Below are 18989 nucleotides of genomic sequence, written 5' to 3'. Positions count from 1 at the left end.
GGACACAATGCCGACCGAGAAGACGACGAAAACGGTTCCGAGCAATCCGGCGAGCAGTTTGTTGACTTCGTTGGAATCCATACGCCCCTTGCTCCCTTTTCCGGCGGACAGAACCGTCCACTCCGTCCGTCGGTATCGTGACCCGCCCTGCCAGGGCGGTCAAATCGGGCGGAAACTAGGTCTTTTGCTGCGGCGTTGCAACACCTATAAGGGCGCTTCCAGTGAGACCTTTTGCCACTTTCCCTGTCCTCTTTCGAGACGCCTTGCACCCGAAATGTCCACGCTGATCCTGATCCCGGCCCGCATGGCTTCGACCCGCCTGCCGGGCAAGCCGCTGGCCGACATCGCCGGCGCCCCGATGATCGTCCATGTCGCCCGCCGCGCCGCCGAAGCCGGCCTTGGCCGGGTGGTGGTGGCGACCGACACGCAAAGCGTGGCGCAAGCGGTGCGCGCGCACGGTTTCGAGGCCGTGATGACGCGCATGGATCACGAATCCGGCTCCGACCGCATCCACGAGGCGCTGGTCGCGCTCGACCCCGGGCGCAAGGTCGAAACCATCGTCAATGTGCAGGGCGACCTGCCGACCATCGATCCCCGGATCATCGCCGCGTCGCTCAGGCCTTTCGAGGACAGTGCGGTGGATATCGCCACGCTCGGCGTCGAGATCGTCCGCGATGAGGAAAAGACCAATCCCAATGTCGTCAAGATCGTCGGCTCGCCGCTTTCCGGCAGCAGGCTGAGGGCGCTCTATTTCACCCGTGCCACGGCGCCTTGGGGCGAGGGGCCGCTCTACCATCATGTCGGCCTCTACGCCTATCGCCGCGAAGCACTCGAGCGTTTCGTCGCGCTGAAGCCGTCGCCGCTCGAACGGCGCGAGCGGCTGGAACAGTTGCGGGCGCTGGAAGCCGGCATGCGCATCGACGCCGAGATCGTCCAGTCGCTGCCGCTCGGCGTCGACACGCCTGAAGACCTCGAACGCGCCAGAACAATCCTTTCAACCTGAGATATCGGCATGCCTGAAAAGACCAACAGAATATCCTTCCAGGGCGAACCGGGCGCCAATTCCGACACCGCCAGCCGCAACATGTTCCCTTCGATGGAGCCGTTGCCCTGCCCGACCTTCGAGGATGCCTTCAACGCGGTCGAGACCAACAAGGCCGACCTCGCCATGATCCCGATCGAGAACACCATTGCCGGGCGCGTCGCCGATATCCATCATCTCCTGCCGGAATCGAAGCTGCACATCGTCGGCGAATATTTCCTGCCGATCCATTTCCAGCTGATGGTGCTGCCAGGCGTCAAGCGCGACGAGATCAAGACGGTGCACAGCCACATCCATGCGCTTGGCCAGTGCCGCAAATACGTTCGCAAGAACGGTTGGAAGGCGATCGTCGCCGGCGACACGGCCGGCGCCGCCAAAATGGTCTCCGAGGTCAAGGACCGCAGCATGGCGGCGCTGTCGCCGGCCCTGGCCGCGACCCTCTACGGGCTCGATATCATCGAGCAAAACGTCGAGGACACCGACTCAAACGTCACCCGCTTTGTCGTCCTGACCAAGAACAAGCAATGGGCCGAGCGTCCTTCGCCCGACGTCAAGATGATGACGACCTTCATCTTCCGCGTCCGCAACGTGCCGGCCGCGCTCTACAAGGCGATGGGCGGCTTCGCCACCAACGGCATCAACATGACCAAGCTGGAGAGCTACCAGCTGGGCGCTTTCACGGCGACGCTGTTTTACGCCGACATCGAGGGCCACCCCGACGACCCGCTGGTCAAGCTGGCGCTGGACGAGCTTCGTTTCTTCTCGCGCGAAGTGCGCATTCTCGGCGTCTATCCGGCCAGCGAGTCGCGTGAGCAGTGGAAGGTTGCGGACTAGATCACCGCGCCCAGCGGGACATAGTCAATCTCCATGAAGGTCTCGACCTCCGGCACCCAGCGGTCGCGCACGAAGGCGACATGGTCTGGATGGTCGTTGTATCTGGTGTAGGCGGCCTGGTCGGCGAACTCCATCGAGAAGCCGAAACGATAGTCGTTCTTGGGGCTGATCTGCCGCAATTGCTCGAAATGCGTGACGCCCCTGATCGCGGTGAGGATCCTCTTGGCGTCGACCAGGAACCGCTTTTCCTCCAGCGAATGCGGCGGATGCTTCAGCGTGAAAACGACGGTGTGACGGATCATGTCCTGCTCCTGCAATGTCTTTAGGTGTTCGCTGCCATCATTCTGAATCGACCCAGGCGCGGATGAGGTGATGCGCAATGGCGCCTTTCGGCGGCGTGATCAGATTGTCCTGGTGCGTCCTTTCCAGCATCCGGCGCACCTCGTCGCGAAAAAACCAGCGGCAGTCCTCAAGCTCGTTGAGGTCGGCCTGGATATCGTCATTGAGCGGCTCGCCGAAGCAGCCGATCATCAGCGAATAGGGGAACGGCCAGGGCTGGCTGGCGTGGTAGACGACGCGGCCAAGCCGGATGCCGGCCTCTTCCAGCGTCTCGCGGCGCACCGCCGCCTCGATCGTCTCGCCCGGCTCGATGAAGCCGGCGAGGGCCGAATACATGCCAGGCGCGAAATGACGGCCGCGCCCGAGCAGGCACTTCTCCCGCGTCGCCGTCAGCATGATCGCCACCGGGTCGGTGCGCGGAAAATGCTCGGTGCCGCAATTCGGGCAATGCCGCTTGTAGCCGCCGGCCCGCATCTGCGATTCCGTGCCGCATTTGCTGCAGAAGCGATGGCTGGCATGCCAGGCGAGCAAAGCCGCCCCTTGCGCCATCGCGCCGGCCGCCGCCTCGTCGATCAGCCCTTGCATGTAGACCGAGCGGTAGTCGATGGCCTTGACTGTTTCCGGAAGCTGTTCGGGTTCGACGCCGGCGGGCACGGCCAGCACCGGTCCTCGTTCGGAAAAGCCGAGCAGGATGCCTTGCGCCAGGGAAACCTTGAAGGGCTCGCTCTCGGTCGCACCGAACCAGGGATCGAGAGCGCCGCCATCGCCGAGCTTCAGATAGAGCCGGCCGCCATGCATCAGAAGCAGCCGCGTCGCCGGATCGGCCAGCGCCTTGTCGACCGAATCGTCGGCGCGGTTCTCGGACTGCCGGTCGATCGTGTTGCCGGCGAAGCCGACGAACTGGCTCGGCTCGCGCAAAGGCGCGTCAAACAGGCGGAAGCTCATGGGGACTCTGGAATATGTTGAGGGATGGACACGGGGAACGCTTATAGCGCCGCCTTGATCGTTTCGGCAAACCGTCGCAAGTCGGAACGTTGATAGGGCTCTCGCAGGCCATGTCCCCACACAGGACCTGGCCAGCCGGGATCGCCTTCAGAACGCGCGATGACATGGATGTGCAACTGGCGCACGATGTTGCCGAGCGCGCCGGTGTTGATCTTGGTGCAGCCGGTCGCTTTCTTCAGCGCCTGCGCCACCATATTGGTCTCGAAGGTCAGCATCGCCTGGTCGAGCGGCGTCATGTCGTGGATTTCCTCCGCGCCGGGGCGCTGCGGCACCAGCAGCAACCAGGGCCAGCGGCGGTCGTTCATCACCCGCAGCTCGCACAGCCCAAGCCACATCAACTGCTCGCTGTCCGCCTCCAGCCGTGCGTCCAGCGTGAATCCGGCCTTCAGGCCCGGCAGCATCGGCGTTTCCCTTGCTTTTCTTGTTTTCCTCAAACGCAGGAACGCTAGAGCGGCGGCAGGGGGGCTGCAAGCGAATCATTGCGCCCCTCACGCTTTGGTGCGCCAATTCCATATTTTTGCGATTTCTGCGGCGCACTTGCATTTCGTCGCGCAATTGCCGATATGGAAAGCGGGAGGTTGGTGGTGGACGATCCACTCGCCAACCGGGTCAGGTCCGGAAGGAAGCAGCCCTAACGAGCCCGGAACGGGTCATTGTTCCAGCCTCCCACCTCATCGGCCCCTCTCGCGACATTGACGACGCATTGCAGCGCGGGCGAGACTATGCGCAGGAATCGGCCGCCTTCGGGCGCGGCCATTTGGAGCTTTACGGGCGTATGAGCGAAGCCGGAAATTCGGGACCAAAGAGCCTGGAGATAGGCAAGGCCGCCGCCTATCGCGTGCTGGCACGCAAGTACCGTCCTTCGAACTTCTCCGAGCTGGTCGGCCAGGAGCCGATGGTGCGCACCCTCACCAACGCCTTTGCCACCGGCCGTATCGCCCAGGCCTGGATGCTGACCGGCGTGCGCGGCGTCGGCAAGACGACGACGGCGCGCATCCTCGCGCGCGCCCTGAACTATAAAACCACTGATATCGACCAGCCGTCGGTCGACCTTGCCGTCCTCGGCGAACATTGCCAGGCGATCATGGAAGGCCGCCATGTCGACGTCATCGAGATGGACGCCGCCTCGCACACCGGCATCGACGACATCAGGGACATCATCGAGCGCGTGCGCTACGCGCCGGTCTCGGCCCGCTACAAGGTCTATATCATCGACGAAGTGCACATGCTGTCGACGCAGGCCTTCAACGGCCTTCTGAAGACGCTGGAAGAGCCGCCGCCGCACGTCAAATTCATCTTTGCCACCACCGAAATCCGCAAGGTTCCGATCACCGTCCTGTCGCGCTGTCAGCGCTTCGACCTGAGGCGCATCGACGCCGGCGCGCTGGTCGGGCATCTCGCCTCGATCTCGGCCAAGGAGGGCATTTCGGTCGACGACGACGCGCTGGCGATGATCGCGCGCGCCGCCGAGGGCTCGGCTCGTGATTCGCTCTCCATCCTCGACCAGGCGATTGCCCATGGCGCCGGCTCTGTCGGCGCCGACGCGGTTCGGGCGATGCTGGGGCTTGCCGACCGCGCCCGCATCGTCGACCTGTTCGAACATGTGATGAAAGGCGATGTGGCGGCAGCCCTTGGCGAATTCCGTGCGCAGTACGATACCGGCGCCGATCCGGCCGCCGTGCTGACCGACCTTGCCGAATTCAACCACCTCGTCACCCGGCTGCGTTTCGTGCCGACGGCCATCGAGGATGCCTCGCTATCCGAGGACGAGCGGCAGCGCGGCGCCGATTTCGCCAGGACGCTGTCGGTCAGGGTGCTGTCGCGGACGTGGCAGATGCTGCTCAAGGGCATTCCAGAGGTGCAGTCCTCCAACCGGCCGGTCAGTGCCGCCGAAATGGTGCTGATCCGGCTGGCGCATGCCGCCGACCTGCCGACGCTGGACGAGGCGTTGAGATCGCTTGAAGGCGCCGCGCCGGTGCAGAATGGCGCGCTGCGCCCAAATGGGGCGCCCGCAGGGGGAGGAGGCAACGGCAACGGCGTCAGCGCGGTGGCGCAGACGCGCATGCCGTCTGGCCCGGGCGGCGCGCAGACCATGCGGCTGGTCGAAGCCTCGCCTGCGCCCGTTGCCTACGTCGCTCCGCCGGAGCCGGTCACGGAGGCGCAATCGGCGCCGCTGAAATCGCTGGCCGACATCATTGCCCTGGCAGACGCGCAGCGCGACATCGCCTTCAAGGTGCTGGTCAAAAGCTGCATCCGGTTTGTACGCATCGAGCCCGGCCGCATCGACGTTGGCCTGACCAGCGATGCGCCCAAGATGCTGCTCAACGACCTGACGACGAAATTGCGCGCCTGGACCGGTCGCAGCTGGCTTGTCTCGCTGTCGAAGGAAGAGGGCGGCCAGACGCTCGCCGAAATGGAATCGGCCAAACGCGAGACGGCTTTTCTCGATGCCAAGAGCGACCCGACAGTGGCCGCCATCCTGGCGCGCTTTCCCGGTGCCAAGATCATCGATGTGCGCATTCCGGACGCGCCGGAAGCCGAAACGGCAGAGGCCGAAGTGCCGGTCGAGCCGCCGGCTGACGACGATGAACCCTGATCCAGCCACGAATCCGCAAAGGACCCGACCATGAAAGATCTTCTCGGCCTGATGGGCAAGGCGAAGGAAATGCAGGCCAAGTTCCAGGCCATGCAGGACGAGATCGCCACGCTGGAAGCGTCCGGCCAGGCCGGCGGCGGCCTGGTCAATGTGACGCTGACCGGAAAATTCGAGATGAAGTCGTTGAAGATCGATCCGTCTCTGTTCAAGGAAGACGATGTCGAGATCCTGGAAGACCTGGTGCTGGCCGCTCACAACGACGCCAAGACCAAGGTCGAGCAGATCATGCAGGAAAAGACCAAGGCGCTGACCGCGGGCCTGCCGATCCCGCCGGGAATGAAACTGCCCTTCTAGCCTTCGGTGCGGCCATGGCCGAAGAGCCGTCCGAAAGACTGATCGAGCAGCGTATCCGCAACAGGATCTACGAGATCCTGGAAATCCTGGCCGATTGTGACGACGGCGTCGATCTCGTCGGCATCAAGGGTTATTTCTATCTGTTCGAGGATTTCCTCCATCGCCCATCGATCGAAGCCGGCACATCGGCGCTTTCGAAGGACGAGCGCGCGATCGTGCTGGAGATCGCCGAATTCCTCGAGGCGGCAAGCGAGACAAATCCGGACTTCACCAAGGCTGAGTTCATAGACAGCGACTGGCCGGGAAAGATCGCGCCGACGGCCAGGGAGGCGCGGACGCTGTTCCTCCGGCGCGGCCTGTTTTCGGAGAGGGTCGAGGAGCTTGAGCCTGGCCAGCCGGCCGCGATAGCGGCCGGGCGGTAGATCGCTTCAGGAAAAATCGCGTGGTGCTTTCCCTTGGGGCAATTGCGGCGAAACAAAGAGAGAGCGGTCATCGCTTTTGTGAAATGACGGCTCGATCTATCTGGAAAGCCACGAAATTGTGCCAATTTGGCAACAGTACGTTGTTAATAACGTTTTGGCCATCATTTTGCCCGAAAGTGTCTCATTCTTGCCGCAGCCTGGGGGCGGGCACGAAGTGAGAGGGTTACCTGTTGATTTCCACGCGATGGAAGACGCCGCTGTTGCTCGGCGCCGTCATTTCACCCCTGTTTTTGGCTGCCTGCAGCCAGACCACTTCACACGGCATGTCCGTCGCCAGCCTGACCGACGCCATCACGCCGGGTTTCCTGAGTTCAGGGGCCTACAGCCACACGCCGAAGGACAAGGAATGCCTGGAACGGGCGATGTTCTTCGAGTCGAACCGCTCGAGCCGCGACGGCATGATCGCGGTCGGCACGGTGGTGATGAACCGGCTGCGCTCCGGCAACCATGGCAGCACCATCTGCCAAGTGGTGGGCGAGCCCGGGCAGTTCGCGCCAGGTGTCATGACAAGGCCGATGAATTCACGCGCAATGCCCGATGTCGAGGAAGCCGCCGACGCGGTGCTGAAGGGCGAGCGCAAGTCCAAGCTCAAGAACACCATGTTCTTCCACACAGCCGGCCTCCGCTTCCCCTACAAGAACATGCACTACACCATGGTTGCCGGCGGCAATGCCTTCTACGAGAAGCGCGGCCGCAACTGGCAGCCGCTGCCGGATGAGCCGCAGGTCGCTATTGCCTCGGCGGCGCCCGACAAGTCAGCCGCGCCGGTGACGATGGTCGCGTCCGCCGAGCCGGTGCGTCCAGCCAGGACGGCAACCGTTCGATCCGCTCCCGCCCAGCAGACCTATGTGACCGCCGCCGCCGCGCCGGCCGCGAAATCCGCGCGTGTCTCGCAAGAGCCGACGGTGGTGGCGATGCAGGAGCCGATGGAAGAGCCGGATGCCGCGCGTTTTGGCGGAAGCTTGAACACAAGGGTCATCTCGTCGGTTCAAGACGCGCCGCAAGAGGCGTCGATGGGGTTCCAGTCGACGCCTGAGAACACAGACGCCATTGGCGCGATGATTGTCAGCCAGGGCCGGCCGCTCGAGACCAACTGATCTGCGCCCCGCGGTCCGCCAAGGCCCAATATGGCGGTCATGCGGATGCAGATGTTCCAAAGCGCTCTGAAAAATCCTGGAGCGGTTCACCGTTTCGCGGAAACGGTGAACCGCTCCAGCTTTTCGTTTTGACGCAATTCCGGACGGAAAACCGCTTCGCACTTTTCCTGGAATTGCTCTAGATCAGAGCGATGTCGAAGCGAATCGCCGGTCCCGAGATCGAACGTCTGATCCAGCTCCTGGCCAAGGTGCCGGGGCTGGGACCCCGTTCGGCCAGGCGTGCCGCCCTTCATCTGATCAAGAAGAAAGAGCAGCTTTTGTCGCCCCTTGCCGCCGCCATGGCCGAGGCGGCCGACAAGGTGCGCATCTGCTCGACCTGCGGCAATGTCGATACATCGGACCCTTGCATGATCTGCACCGATCCGCGCCGTGATGCCGGCACCATCATCGTCGTCGAGGACGTCTCCGACCTGTGGGCGCTGGAGCGCGCGGCGGCGATGAATGTGCGCTACCACGTGCTCGGCGGCACGCTGTCGCCGCTCGACGGCATCGGCCCCGAGCAGCTCAACATGCGCTCGCTGGTTGATCGCGTCGCCGGCGGCGAGGTCAAGGAGATCATCCTTGCCGTCAACGCGACGGTCGAGGGCCAGACGACCGCGCATTACCTCACCGACCAGTTGTCCGGCTTCGACATCAAGGTGACGCGCCTTGCGCATGGCGTGCCGGTCGGCGGCGAACTCGACTATCTCGATGAGGGCACGCTGGCCGCGGCGCTGCGTTCGCGGACGGCGTTTTGACAAAGTTGCGGCAGAGGATGCGGGTCATGATTTTTGCGCGTCCTTCCAGGCTGGTGCCAAGCACCCCCCTCGACAGGACGGAGAGGGGTGCGAAGGAACGCAACCCTCTCAGATTGGTTCTGTTTTCCTTTTTTGCAGTTCTTCTCTCGGTCTTTTCCCCCCCCGCCTCCGCCGCAAAGATCGACGACCAGTTCCGCGCCTGGCTGCAGAACGACCTCTGGCCACAGGCCAAGGCGAAAGGCATTTCCAAAACCACCTTCGACGCCGCCTTCGACGGCATCAAGCCCAATCTGAAGCTGCCGGACCTGGTCAAGCCGGGCGAGAAGGCGGCCACGCCGCAGAAGCAGCACCAGGCCGAATTCGGCTCACCCGGCGCCTATTTCGCCGAGAAGACGGTTCGCGCGGTGACGGCGGGCGGGCGCGCGCGCGAAGCCGCCAATGCCAGGACACTTGCGGCCATCGAAAAGCGCTATGGCGTGCCGGGCGAAGTGCTGCTGGCGATCTGGGGCCGCGAGACCGGATTCGGCGCGGCGAAGATGCCTTATGACGCCTTCGAAGTGCTGGGCACCAAGGCATTCATGTCGACCAGGAAGGACTTCTTCCGCACCGAACTGCTTGCCGCACTCGAGATCGTCGAGCGCGGGCTGGCTCCGGTCGGCGCGATGAAATCGTCCTGGGCCGGCGCGCTCGGCCAGCCGCAATTCATGCCGACCTCGTTCCTGAAACATGCCGTCGATTTCGACGGCGACGGCCGCGTCGACATCTGGAACTCGACGCCGGACGTGTTGGCCTCGATCGCCAATTATCTCGTCCACTATGGCTGGGTAAAGGGTCGTGGCTGGGGATTCGAGGTGACGGTGCCGGAAAGCGTTTCCTGTTCGCTGGAAGGCCCGGACCAGGGCAAGAAAATCTCGCAATGGGCTGATATGGGCATCAAGCGCGTCGGCGGCAAACCGTTTCCAGTGAGTGAGCTGAAGGCCGAAGGCTTTCTGCTGATGCCGGCAGGGCGCAGCGGCCCGGCCTTTGTCGCCACGCCCAATTTCTACGTGCTGAAGCAATACAACACCAGCGACCTGTACGCGCTGTTCATCGGCCATGGCGCCGATCGCATCGCCCATGGCGATCAGAACTTCGCCGGCAGCTGGGGCGCGGTCGGCGGGCTGCACCGTTCGGACATCGCCGCCCTGCAGCGGGCGCTGGAGGCCAAAGGCTATGATGTCGGCAGCGCCGATGGCCTGCCCGGCTTCAAGACCCGCCGCTCGATCGGCATATGGCAAGCCAAGAACGGCCGCGCCGCCACCTGCTTCCCTGACGCCGACCTGGTCGCAGTGCTGAAATAGCTCCGAAATTAGCAGATTTTTCTCGATCGGCAGCCTCGATTGGCTGGCCTATGCGTCGACACCCCACCGGCCTTTCTGGCCCAATGAGCCGTCGTATAAATGCTCGTTGCCCGCCACGGGGCCGCCGGATATGGTGTTGACCAACTGGACAAAAACCACGACGGTAAGTGGGCAGAGGGGCCGTCTCCAGGCCCCGAAAAAATTCCGCAACCCTGAGCCGGGAACTCAGGTCAACAAACAACAAAACAGGGAACAATCACAATGATGATGGAAAAGCTTGCTCTACGCTCTCGCTTCCTGCTCGCGGGTGCCGCCATGTCGGCGCTGCTTCTGGCCGGCGCGCCCGCCGGTGCGGTCACGCCCGCCGACACGCTGGTCGAAGGTTTCGCGATCGACGACATCATCTCCATGGATCCGGGCGAGGCGTTCGAGCTGTCGACCGCCGAGGTCACCGGCAACACCTATGATCTGCTTGTCCGTCTCGACCTCAGCGACACCTCCAAGGTCAAGGGCGACCTTGCCGAAAGCTGGACCGTCTCCGATGACGGCCTGACCTACACGTTCAAGCTCAAGCCCGGCCTGAAATTCGCTTCCGGCAATCCGATCACGGCGTCCGATGTCGCCTGGTCGTTCGAGCGCGTCATCAAGCTCGACAAGAGCCCGGCCTTCATCATCGGCCAGTTCGGCATCAGCGGTGACAACGTCACCGAAAAGGCCAAGGCTGTCGACGACGGCACCTTCCAGTTCACCGTCGACAAGGCCTATGCGCCGAGTTTCGTGCTGAACTGCCTGTCGGCAACGGTCGCTTCGGTGGTCGACGCCAAGCTGGTCAAGGAACATGTGGCTGCGGTCACGCCGAGCGCCGACTACAAATGGGACAATGATTTCGGCAATGCCTGGCTGAAGACCGGCTATGCCGGCTCCGGCGTCTTCAAGCTGCGCGAATGGCGGGCCAACGAAGCCGTCGTTCTCGAGCGCAACGACAATTACTACGGCGAAAAAGCCAAGCTTGCCCGCGTCATTTATCGCAACATGAAGGAAAGCTCGGGCCAGCGCCTGGCGCTCGAGGCTGGCGACATCGACGTTGCCCGCAATCTCGAACCGAACGACCTCGACGCCATCGCCAAGAACGCCGACCTCACCACCACCAGCGCGCCCAAGGGTACGGTCTATTACATCAGCCTCAACCAGAAGAACGCGACCCTCGCCAAGCCGGAGGTGCGCCAGGCGTTCAAGTATCTGGTCGACTATGATGCCTTGAGCTCCACCATCCTCAAGGGCATCGGCGAAATCCATCAGACCTTCCTGCCCAAGGGCGTGCTCGGCGAATTGGATGAGAATCCGTTCAAGCTCGATGTCGCCAAGGCCAAGGAATTGCTGGCCAAGGCCGGTCTGCCCGACGGCTTCAGCGTAACCATGGACGTACGCACCGGCCAGCCGACGACCGGGATGGCGGAATCGATCCAGCAGACGCTCGGACAGGCCGGCATCAAGCTCGAGATCATCCCGGGCGACGGCAAGCAGACGCTCACCAAATACCGCGCCCGCAACCACGACATCTATATCGGCCAATGGGGCCAGGATTATTTCGACCCGAACTCCAACGCCCAGACCTTTGCCTCGAACCCGGACAATTCGGATGGGGCCAAGACCAAGACGCTGGCCTGGCGCAACGCCTGGGACATTCCGGACCTGACCAAGCAGACGGAAGCGGCACTGCTCGAGAAGGATGCCGGCAAGCGCGCCGACATGTACAAGGATCTCGAGAAGAAAATCCTCGACACCAGCCCCTTCGTCGTCATCCACCAGCAGCTGGAAGTGGCCGGCCTGCGCAAGAACCTCAAGGGCTTTGCGCTCGGCCCGAGCTTCGACACCAACTTCGTCGGACCGGTGTCCAAGGAATAGTGCTCGCGGACACGCCGCATGAGCGCGGTTGAAAAAGAAGTGGCGGCGGGGCGCGGCAGCGCCCGCGCCGTCGCTATTGCATCATCGCTTGGCCGTTTCCTGGTCATTGCGATCACGACCTATCTTGGTCTGCTCGCGGTCACCTTCTTCATCGGCCGCGTCATTCCGATCGACCCGGTGCTGGCGGTGCTCGGCGACCGGGCGCCGGCCAATGTGGTTGAGCGCACGCGCCGCGAGATGGGCCTCGATTTGCCGTTGATCGAGCAGTTCTACATCTATGTGAAGAATGCGCTGAACGGCAATTTCGGCGTCTCCGTGCTGACCACCAATCCGGTCATGACCGACATTCGCCGGGCGCTTCCGGCCACGACGGAACTGGCGACCCTCGGAACGCTGATCGGCGCTTTGTTCGGCGTGCCGCTCGGTGTGCTGGCCGCGGTCAGGCGCGGCAGCCTCATCGACCAGATCGTGCGCGTCATCGGCCTGATCGGTTATTCCGTGCCGATCTTCTGGCTGGGGCTGCTTGGGCTGGTGCTGTTTTACGCCAAGCTGCAATGGGTTGCCTTCCCGGCGAGGCTCGACGTCGTCTACGAATACACCTTTACGCCGATCACCGGCTTCTATCTCCTCGACTCTGCGATGCAGGGGCAGTGGGACGTTTTTTACGACGCCTTCCGCCACATCATCCTGCCGGCCTCGCTGCTCGGCTATTTCTCGCTCGCCTATATCAGCCGCATGACGCGCTCGTTCATGCTCAACGAATTGTCGCAGGAATATATCGTCGCGGCGCGCGCCAAGGGCCTGTCGGAAACGCGCATCATCTGGGGTCACGCGCTGCGCAACGCAGCGGTGCCGATGGTGACGGTGATCGCGCTTTCCTATGCCGGACTGCTGGAAGGTTCGGTGCTGACCGAGACCGTCTTCTCATGGCCGGGCATCGGCCTTTACATCACCAATTCGCTGCAGAACGCCGACATGAATGCGGTGCTCGGCGGCACCATCGTCATCGGCTCGGTGTTCATCGCCATCAACCTTCTGTCCGACCTGCTGTATCGTGTGCTCGATCCGAGGACGAAGTCCGCATGAGCGTCGACACCATCCAGAGCCGTCGCGACTGGCTGCTCAGCGAGCGGCCGGCCTCGCGCATGCAGGCAAGGCTCGGCCGCGCCTATGTGGCGTGGCGGCGCTTTTCCGCCAACCGGTTGGCGTTTCTGGGCCTGCTCATCATCATCGCCCTGCTGGTCGTTGCCGCCCTTGCAGGCGTGCTGGCACCTTATTCGCCAACGTTCGGCGACCTGAAGAACGCGCGCCTGCTGGCGCCGAGCGCCGAGCACTGGTTCGGCACCGACGATCTCGGCCGCGATATCCTGTCGCGCATCCTCTACGGCTCGCGCTGGACGCTTTACGTGGTCATCCTGGTTGCCATCATCGCCGCACCCATCGGCCTTCTGGTCGGCACCGTTGCAGGCTATGCCGGTGGCTGGACCGATGCCATCCTGATGCGCATCACCGACATCTTCCTCGCCTTTCCCAAGCTGATCCTGGCGCTGGCCTTCGTCGCAGCACTTGGCCCCGGCATCGAGAATGCAGTGCTGGCCATCGCCGTCACCTCATGGCCGCCCTACGCCCGCATCGCGCGGGCAGAGACGCTGACGGTGCGCAATTCCGACTACATCAAGGCGGTGCAACTGATGGGCGCCTCGCCCTTCCGCATCGTGCTGCGCCATATCATGCCGCTTTGCATTTCGTCCCTGATCGTCAGGGTGACGCTCGACATGGCCGGCATCATCCTGACCGCCGCCGGGCTCGGTTTCCTCGGCCTCGGCGCGCAGCCGCCGCTGCCCGAATGGGGCACGATGATCGCCTCCGGCCGCCGCTTCGTGCTCGATCAATGGTGGGTGGCCGGTGCGCCGGGCTTCGCCATCCTCATCGTCAGCCTCGGCTTCAACCTGCTTGGCGACGGCCTGCGCGACGCGCTCGATCCGCGGAGTGGCGACCAATGAGCGGCGACCAATGAGCGGAGAACCGAAAACGCTTCTCGACGTAGACGACCTGCGCGTCACCTTCCCGACCCGCACCGGGCTGATCGAGGCGGTGCGCGGCGTTTCCTTTTCGCTCGGCCGTGAACGGCTCGGCATCGTCGGCGAATCCGGCTCGGGAAAATCGCAGACCGGCCGCGCCATCATGGGCCTGACGCCACCGCAGGCGCGGATATCGGCCAACAAGCTCGCCTTCGACGGCATCGACCTGCTCAGCGTCTCGCCACGCGAACGCCGGGCGCTGCGCGGCAAGCGCATCGCCATGATCCTGCAGGATCCGAAATATTCGCTCGACCCGGTGATGAGCATCGGTCGCCAGATCGTCGAGACGCTGCGCACCCATGAAAAGGTCGGCAAGGCGGAGGCACGCGACCGTGCATTGGCCATGCTGGAGGCGGTGCAGATCCGTGATCCCTCTCGCGTCTTCAATTTGCATCCGCATGAAGTTTCGGGCGGCATGGGCCAGCGCGCCATGATCGCCATGATGCTGATCGCCGGTCCGGAAATGATGATCGCCGACGAGCCGACCTCGGCGCTCGACGTCACCGTGCAGCTCGATGTGCTCGGCATCCTCGACCGGCTGGTCAGTGAGCGTGGCATGGGGCTGATCTTCATCTCGCACGATCTGCGCCTGGTCTCGTCCTTCTGCGACCGCGTCATCGTCATGTATGCCGGCAAGGTGGTCGAGCAGCTCAAGGCGTCCGAACTCGGCCAGGCCCAGCATCCCTACACGCGCGGCCTGCTCAATTGCATGCCCAAGATCGGTGCCGACCGCCACCCGCTGCCGGTGCTCGACCGCAAGCCGGAGTGGGCGGCATGACTTCTGCGATTGCCGTCGACAGGCTGGAAGTGATCTTCGACCGTTTTCGCGCACTGAAAGGCGTCAGCCTCGACGTGCAGCCGGGCGAATCCTTCGGCCTGGTCGGCGAATCCGGCTCCGGCAAATCGACGCTGCTGCGGGCCATCGCCGGCCTTGCGCCGGTTGCATCGGGCGGCATCGTCGTCAACGGCAAGACGCTCGGCGCGCGCCGCGACAAGGCCTTCTACCGTGAAGTGCAGATGGTCTTCCAGGATCCGTACGGGTCGCTGCACCCGCGCCAGACCGTCGACCGTCTGCTGCAGGAGCCGCTTGCCATCCATGGCTTTGCCGACGGCGAAAAGCGTATCCAGCGGGCGCTCGACGAAGTCGGCCTCGGCAACGGTTTTCGGTTCCGCTATTCGCACCAGCTCTCCGGCGGCCAGCGCCAGCGCGTGGCAATCGCCCGTGCACTCATTCTCGAACCGTCGATCCTGCTGCTCGACGAGCCGACCTCGGCGCTCGATGCCTCGGTGCAGGCGGAAGTGCTCAACCTGCTGGAAGAGGTACGCAAGCGGCGCAAGCTGACCTTCCTGATGGTCAGCCACGACCTCGCCATCATCACCCATATGTGCGAGCGGCTGATGGTGATGCAAAGCGGCGAGGCGGTGGAGAATCTGGCGGCGGCGGATCTTGTCGAACGCCGTGTGACAAAGGACTATACGCGCAATCTGTTGCGGGCCAGCGACGGGTTTGTGAGAACCGCTTGAATTCGTTTTCTCTTTTGCGCCGAACAACCATCTTGGGGAATTCCCATGGAGGAATGGAAGTTTGCGGATCCTCCCAATGTCGCGGTGTTTGTGGATAGGGCAGTCGTTACCCGCGGCGATTGGATTGCATACGTCTCACATGACGATGACGACGGCAGTTGGCAATTCCACAACAGCGAAACCGGACCTGTTGACGAAGGCGATATCATGATCGTCAGCTTGCAAAACGTTGTGCAGCGGGACGAAAGCATCCAGGCGTTGGCGGACTTGCCAGAAGGCTGGCACGCTTGGCGCACCTCGAAATCGTCGCCATGGCAACGCGCCAGGTCGCGCCCTGTGCCCTCCAACGACAACGAATGATCAGGCAAAGCCTTAGGCTGAGCCTTGCGCCAGTTCGCCGTTCTCCAGAACGGGTGGCTCTTCCCGGCCCTTCGGCTCCTTGATCCTGAACCACGTCACATAAAGCGCCGGCAGGAACAGCAGCGTGATTGCGGTACCCGCGATGATGCCGCCCATCATCGCATAGGCCATCGGACCCCAGAACACTTCACGCGCGATCGGGATCAGCGCCAGGCTGGCGGCCGCCGCCGTCAGTGCGATCGGGCGCATCCGGTGTTCGGTCGCTTCGATGACCGCCGCCCAGCGATCCTTGCCCTCGCGCACCAGATCCTCGATCTGCACGATCAGGATGACCGAATTGCGGATCAGGATGCCGATCAGCGCCAGCACGCCGAGGATGGCGACGAAGCCCAGCGGCGCTCCGCTCGGCACCAGGGCCGCCACCACGCCGATCAGGCCGAGCGGCGCCACCGCCACGACCAGGAACAGGCGCTGGAAGCTTTGCAACTGCACCATCAGGATCGTTGCCATGACGAACAGCATCAACGGCACGACGGCGGCGATCGGTCCCTGACTTTTGGCGCTCTCCTCGACCGAGCCGGCGGTGGCGATCGAATAGCCCGGCGGCAGCTTGGCGGTGAAGGCATCGACCGATGGCTTCAGTTCGTTGACGACCGTGGCCGGCAGCACGTCGCCGACCAGCCCGGCGCGCACGGTGATGGTCGGGATGCGATCGCGTCGCCACACCGTCGGTTGCTCCAGATCGTAGCGGAAGTTGGCGACCGCCGCGAGCGGGATCGCCTCGCCGGTGCTGGTCGGCAACTGCATGTTCTGCAACGTCTCGATCGAGCCGCGTTCGGCGCCGCGGGAGCGGGCCACGACATTGATCAGGTAGGTGGCGTCGCGCACCTGCGTGATGGTGGCGCCGCCGACCGTACTGTTCAGCGCGCTGGCGATGTCGGAGGAGGTGATGCCGAGCTGGCGTGCCTTGTCCTGCAGCACGTCGACCCTCAGCACCCGCTGCGGCTCGTTCCAGTCGAAGGTCGGCGCGGCGAGCTTTGGATTGGCGGAGATGACACCGGCGAATTGCTGCGCCAGCTCGCGCACCGTCTGGATGTCGGGACCGCCGACGCGGTATTGCACGGGGCGGCCGACCGGCGGTCCGAGTTCGAGCGGCTTGACGAAGGCGTCGGTGCCGACGAACTCCTCGCGCAGCAGCTTTTCCAGCGCCGGCTTGACCCGGTTGCGAGCCTCGATGCTCTTGGTGACGATGACAGTCTGGCCGAAATAGGGGTTGGCCGGCTGCACGTCATAGGCGAGCACGAAACGCACCGCGCCCTGGCCGATATAGGACGAGAAATGGTCGATGTCGGGATTGCCGACCAGTGCCCGCTGCTCGAACCGCTCCATCTGGTCGCGCGTGTCGGCGATCGAAGAATTCTGCGGCAGGTTCCAGTCGACGATCAACTCCGGCCGGTCCGATGGCGGGAAGAACTGCTGCTGCACCAGGCCGAAGCCGGCGATCGAGCCGGCAAACAACAACACGGTGGCGATGATGGTCAGCCAGTGATGGCGCACCGAGCCGACAAGCACGCGCCGGAACAGTGAGGTGAAGCGGCCCGGCTGGTCGTGATGCTTGGTTTTCATCGTCGCCGGCAGGATGGTGACGCCGAGCAGTGGCGCAAACAGCACCGCCACGATCCATGACACCAGCAGCGAAACGGCGATGACCACGAACAGGGTGAAGGTATATTCGCCGGCGGCGCTGTTGTTGAGGCCGATCGGGATGAAGCCGGCGACCGTCACCAGCGTACCGGTCAGCATCGGAAAGGCGGTCGATGTGTAGACATAGGTCGCCGCCTTGCGCAGATTGTCGCCGACCTCAAGCCGCGCCACCATCATCTCGACCGCGATCATCGCGTCGTCGACCAGAAGGCCGAGCGCGATGATCAGCGCACCCAGGGAAATACGCTGCAGCGAAATGCCGAGATAGGCCATGACCGTGAAGGTGATGGCCAGCACCAGCGGGATCGACAGCGCCACGACGAAGCCGGCGCGCATGCCGAGACTGATGAACGACACGGCGAGCACGATGGCGACCGCCTCGAACAGCGCACGCGTAAAGCCCGAGACGGCCTCCTCGACGATGACCGGCTGGTCGGCGACCAGATGCACGCCGACACCGACCGGCAGGTCGGCCAGCACCTTGTCCATCTCCTTGTGCAGGGCCTCGCCGAATTCGAGCAGGTTGGCGTTGGGTTTCATGCCGATGGCGAGCCCGATCGCGTCCTGGCCGTTGAAACGGAACAGTGCCGTCGGCGGATCGACATAGCCGCGTGTGATCGTCGCTACGTCGCTCAGGCGGAAGAAGCGGTCGTTGACGCGCAGATTGATGGCGCGCAGGCTTTCCTCGGAGGTGAACTGCCCGCCGACACGCACGCTGATGCGCTCCGGCCCGGACTGGATGACGCCGGACGGCGTGATCGCGTTCTGCGCCTGCAGGCTGGCGACGATCGCTTGCTGGTTGAGGCCGAGGGCGGCGATCTGGCGGGTTGAGAATTCGAGATAGATCGCTTCGTCCTGGGCGCCGACCAGGTCGACCTTGCCGGCGTTGGGCACGGTCAGGATCTTTGTTCTGGCATCCTCGACATAGTCGCGCAACTGGCGCGGCGTCAGCCCGTCCGATGTGAAGGCGTAGATGTTGCCATAGACGTCGCCGAAGCGGTCGTTGAAGAACGGGCCCTGCACACCCTGCGGAAACTGTGCCCCGATGTCATTGACCATGTTGCGCACCTGAATCCAGTTCGGCACGACATCGCGTGCCTTGGTGGTGTCCTTCAGGTTGACGAAGATGACGGTCTGGCCGGCCGTGGTGACGGACTTGGTGTAGTCGAGGCTATCGAGTTCCTCGAGTTTCTTCTCGATCCGGTCGGTCACCTGCTGCACGGTTTCCTTGACCGAGGCGCCCGGCCAGTTGGCCTGGATGATCATCGTCTTGATGGTGAAGTTGGGATCTTCTTCACGGCCGAGATTGAGGTAGGAGAACACGCCAGCCACGACGAAGACCAGCATGAAATACCAGACCATGGAGCGGTGGTTGAGCGCCCAGTCGGAGAGATTGAAGCCTTTCATGAGGCCCCTCCCTCGGGCACTGTCACCTTCTGGCCTTCGCTCAGGCTGTGGACGCCCGCCGTGACAACACGCATGCCGGCCTCCAGCCCCTCGGTCACCGTGAAGGTGCCGCCATTCTTCGA

Annotated in this window: 18 protein-coding genes, 1 other RNA gene and 2 pseudogenes; 15 read left to right on the top strand and 6 right to left on the bottom strand. The window is 63.5% G+C overall.

Features of this window, described 5'->3' with window-relative positions:
* A pseudogene (locus EN932_RS39700) lies at positions 1 to 81 on the bottom strand (cytochrome c family protein); the annotation flags it as partial.
* A 193-nt stretch (positions 82 to 274) separates the two neighbouring features.
* Between EN932_RS39700 and EN932_RS09945 the strand changes: the two are divergent.
* The gene (locus EN932_RS09945; RefSeq protein WP_027161787.1) at positions 275 to 1003 is read left to right on the top strand and encodes a 3-deoxy-manno-octulosonate cytidylyltransferase; all 729 of its coding nucleotides are present in this window, start codon (positions 275 to 277) and stop codon (positions 1001 to 1003) included.
* A 9-nt stretch (positions 1004 to 1012) separates the two neighbouring features.
* Positions 1013 to 1876 (top strand): prephenate dehydratase, encoded by an 864-nt coding sequence (locus EN932_RS09940; RefSeq protein ID WP_013527936.1) that lies wholly within the window; start codon positions 1013 to 1015, stop codon positions 1874 to 1876.
* Here the strand turns inward: EN932_RS09940 and EN932_RS09935 are convergent.
* The 3 genes from EN932_RS09935 to EN932_RS09925 are packed head-to-tail and all read right to left on the bottom strand — an operon-like array spanning position 1873 to position 3621.
* Positions 1873 to 2178, bottom strand: a complete 306-nt coding sequence (locus EN932_RS09935) for a Dabb family protein (protein WP_027161785.1) — start codon at positions 2176 to 2178, stop codon at positions 1873 to 1875. The genes EN932_RS09940 and EN932_RS09935 overlap by 4 nt on opposite strands.
* 37 nt (positions 2179 to 2215) lie before the next feature.
* Positions 2216 to 3160 carry an NAD(+) diphosphatase gene (gene nudC / locus EN932_RS09930; protein WP_013527934.1) on the bottom strand — a complete coding sequence of 315 codons (945 nt, stop codon included), beginning with the start codon at positions 3158 to 3160 and terminating at the stop codon, positions 2216 to 2218.
* 41 nt (positions 3161 to 3201) lie between these two features.
* Positions 3202 to 3621: an HIT family protein gene (locus EN932_RS09925; RefSeq protein ID WP_013527933.1), complete on the bottom strand. Its 420-nt coding sequence runs from the start codon at positions 3619 to 3621 to the stop codon at positions 3202 to 3204.
* A 172-nt stretch (positions 3622 to 3793) separates the two neighbouring features.
* Here EN932_RS09925 and ffs point away from each other — a divergent pair.
* From ffs to EN932_RS09860, 13 genes are all read left to right on the top strand, one after another.
* Positions 3794 to 3890: signal recognition particle sRNA small type (gene ffs / locus EN932_RS09920), an RNA gene on the top strand.
* A 105-nt stretch (positions 3891 to 3995) separates the two neighbouring features.
* Positions 3996 to 5816, top strand: coding sequence for a DNA polymerase III subunit gamma/tau (locus EN932_RS09915; RefSeq protein ID WP_127368036.1), 1821 nt, complete (start codon positions 3996 to 3998; stop codon positions 5814 to 5816).
* A gap of 30 nt (positions 5817 to 5846) precedes the next feature.
* Positions 5847 to 6170 (top strand): YbaB/EbfC family nucleoid-associated protein, encoded by a 324-nt coding sequence (locus EN932_RS09910; protein ID WP_013527931.1) that lies wholly within the window; start codon positions 5847 to 5849, stop codon positions 6168 to 6170.
* Positions 6171 to 6184: 14 nt separating this feature from the next.
* Positions 6185 to 6592, top strand: coding sequence for a hypothetical protein (locus EN932_RS09905; protein ID WP_127368035.1), 408 nt, complete (start codon positions 6185 to 6187; stop codon positions 6590 to 6592).
* Between the two features lie 230 nt (positions 6593 to 6822).
* Positions 6823 to 7749, top strand: a complete 927-nt coding sequence (locus EN932_RS09900) for a cell wall hydrolase (protein WP_013527929.1) — start codon at positions 6823 to 6825, stop codon at positions 7747 to 7749.
* Positions 7750 to 7940: 191 nt separating this feature from the next.
* Positions 7941 to 8546 (top strand): recombination mediator RecR, encoded by a 606-nt coding sequence (recR, locus tag EN932_RS09895; RefSeq protein WP_013527928.1) that lies wholly within the window; start codon positions 7941 to 7943, stop codon positions 8544 to 8546.
* A 26-nt stretch (positions 8547 to 8572) separates the two neighbouring features.
* Positions 8573 to 9886 carry a lytic murein transglycosylase gene (locus EN932_RS09890; RefSeq protein ID WP_128368799.1) on the top strand — a complete coding sequence of 438 codons (1314 nt, stop codon included), beginning with the start codon at positions 8573 to 8575 and terminating at the stop codon, positions 9884 to 9886.
* Positions 9887 to 10147: 261 nt separating this feature from the next.
* The gene (locus EN932_RS09885) at positions 10148 to 11791 is read left to right on the top strand and encodes an ABC transporter substrate-binding protein (protein ID WP_128368798.1); all 1644 of its coding nucleotides are present in this window, start codon (positions 10148 to 10150) and stop codon (positions 11789 to 11791) included.
* Between the two features lie 18 nt (positions 11792 to 11809).
* A complete protein-coding gene (locus EN932_RS09880) occupies positions 11810 to 12877 on the top strand; it encodes an ABC transporter permease (RefSeq protein ID WP_024503440.1) in 1068 nt (355 codons plus the stop codon).
* The gene (gene nikC / locus EN932_RS09875) at positions 12874 to 13794 is read left to right on the top strand and encodes a nickel transporter permease (protein WP_127368033.1); all 921 of its coding nucleotides are present in this window, start codon (positions 12874 to 12876) and stop codon (positions 13792 to 13794) included. The genes EN932_RS09880 and nikC overlap by 4 nt, the downstream gene beginning before the upstream one ends.
* A gap of 10 nt (positions 13795 to 13804) precedes the next feature.
* On the top strand, positions 13805 to 14650 hold the full coding sequence (locus tag EN932_RS09870) for an ABC transporter ATP-binding protein (protein WP_127368032.1): 846 nt from the start codon (positions 13805 to 13807) through the stop codon (positions 14648 to 14650).
* On the top strand, positions 14647 to 15396 hold the full coding sequence (locus EN932_RS09865; RefSeq protein WP_013527922.1) for an ABC transporter ATP-binding protein: 750 nt from the start codon (positions 14647 to 14649) through the stop codon (positions 15394 to 15396). The genes EN932_RS09870 and EN932_RS09865 overlap by 4 nt, the downstream gene beginning before the upstream one ends.
* A 45-nt stretch (positions 15397 to 15441) precedes the next feature.
* A complete protein-coding gene (locus EN932_RS09860; protein ID WP_206519134.1) occupies positions 15442 to 15756 on the top strand; it encodes a hypothetical protein in 315 nt (104 codons plus the stop codon).
* Positions 15757 to 15768: 12 nt separating this feature from the next.
* Here EN932_RS09860 and EN932_RS09855 read toward each other — a convergent pair whose 3' ends face one another.
* On the bottom strand, positions 15769 to 18867 hold the full coding sequence (locus EN932_RS09855) for an efflux RND transporter permease subunit (protein ID WP_127368030.1): 3099 nt from the start codon (positions 18865 to 18867) through the stop codon (positions 15769 to 15771).
* A pseudogene (locus EN932_RS38795) lies at positions 18864 to 18989 on the bottom strand (efflux transporter periplasmic adaptor subunit); the annotation flags it as partial. The pseudogene EN932_RS38795 and the gene EN932_RS09855, both read right to left, overlap by 4 nt.

The organism is Mesorhizobium sp. M7A.F.Ca.US.002.01.1.1 (assembly GCF_004022955.1).
Classification (GTDB): domain Bacteria; phylum Pseudomonadota; class Alphaproteobacteria; order Rhizobiales; family Rhizobiaceae; genus Mesorhizobium; species Mesorhizobium ciceri.
Note: the sequence above shows the minus strand (reverse complement) of the source record. Positions and strands in the feature narration are given on the sequence as shown.